The organism is Arthrobacter sp. GCM10027362, from assembly GCF_042679445.1.
Taxonomy (GTDB): Bacteria; Actinomycetota; Actinomycetes; order Actinomycetales; family Micrococcaceae; genus Crystallibacter.
Genome location: NZ_JBHTML010000358.1, coordinates 1 through 1,513 on the forward strand (window position 1 = coordinate 1; position 1,513 = coordinate 1,513).

Here is a 1,513-nt window from a genome sequence, read left to right on the forward strand (position 1 = left end):
GCCGCGCCGGGTCAGGACGCGGTCGATGGCCCCGGCGGTCAGCCCGGTGATCCGGGCCAGGGCGGAGGGCGGTTCCTCCGCCGCCGGGCGGCGCCGGTCCGGCGGCAGTCTGGGCGTCGGTGACCGGAAGGCGGCGACGAGGGCAACGGCCAGGGCCGCGTAGCAGCAGAGGAATCCGGCGGCCAGCATCAGCGGCCCCGCGGCCGGCCCGGTGCGGAGCCGAAAACGTGCGGCGGCACGACGATGCCCAGGTCGGCAAACCGCTCGGTGAAGCGGGGCCGGACGCCGGTGGAGACGGGCCTGCCCAGGAACCGTCCGTTGGCGTCGACGCCGGCGCTGTAGTCGAAGACGAAGGCGTCCTGCAGTGTCACCACCTCCCCTTCCATGCCCTGGACCTCGGTGATGTGGGTGACCCGGCGGCTGCCGTCCCGCAGCCTGGTCAGCTGCACAATCACGTCCACCGCGGAGGCAATCTGTTCGCGGACCGCCCGCAGCGGCAGCTCCATGCCGGCCATGAGCACCAGCGTCTCCAGCCGGGAGACGGCATCGCGCGGGGAGTTCGCGTGGATGGTGGACAGGGAACCGTCGTGGCCGGTGTTCATGGCCTGAAGCATGTCCAGCGCCTCTCCGCCGCGGCACTCCCCCACCACGATGCGGTCCGGGCGCATGCGCAAGGAGTTCTTGAGCAGGTCCCGGATGGTGATCTCGCCCCGTCCTTCGATGTTGGCAGGCCGGCTTTCGAGCCGGACCACGTGGTCCTGCTGCAGCTGCAGCTCCACCGCGTCCTCGATGGTGATGATCCGCTCATCCGGCGGGATGAACGAGGAGAGGACGTTGAGCAGGGTGGTCTTGCCCGTCCCGGTGCCCCCGGACACGAGGATGTTCAGGCGGGCCTGGACGCAGGCCTCCAGCAATCCGGCCATCTCCGGAGAAAGCGACCCGAAGCGCACCAGGTCGTGCACCCGCAGCGGGTCGGCGGCAAATTTCCGGATGGTCAGCGCCGGCCCGTTGACTGCCAGGGGCGGGATGACGGCGTTGACCCGGGATCCGTCCGGCAGCCGGGCATCCACCAGCGGGGAGGATTCGTCGATGCGCCGGCCCACCTGGGAGACGATCTTCTCGATCACGCGGCGCAGATGGACCTCGGAGGTGAAGTGCGCGTTGCTCAGCCTCACCTTGCCCCGCTGCTCCACGAAAATCCGGTCCGCTCCGTTGACCATGATTTCCGAAACCGACGGGTCCTCCAGCAGGCGCTGCAGCGGGCCGTAGCCCAGGGCATCGTCGCTGATCTGCCCCACCAGCCGCTGCCGCTCGGTGCTGCTCAACGGCACCTGTTCGGCCTCAACGATCCGGGCCAGCTCCTCCCGCGCGTAGGCGAGCAGGTCCGCTTCGGACAGGTTCGGGTCATTGAGCCGGCTGCCGATCCGCTCGAACAGCGCCTCGCCGGCCCGTTGCTTCAGCGCCGCCAGGGCGTCGGGGGGCTGCGTCTGGCCGGCCGGCGCGGCCGCCGGCG

At 70.8% G+C, this 1,513-nt stretch carries 1 protein-coding gene and 1 pseudogene; both read right to left on the reverse strand.

The genetic code is table 11. From position 1 onward, the window contains the following. Window positions 1-189, reverse strand: a pseudogene (locus tag ACFQ36_RS22630) (type II secretion system protein F); the annotation flags it as partial. Next, window positions 189-1,513 (reverse strand): CpaF family protein (locus ACFQ36_RS22635; RefSeq protein WP_377017811.1); only part of this gene is annotated, 1,325 nt, incomplete at its 5' end. The pseudogene ACFQ36_RS22630 and the gene ACFQ36_RS22635, both read right to left, overlap by 1 nt.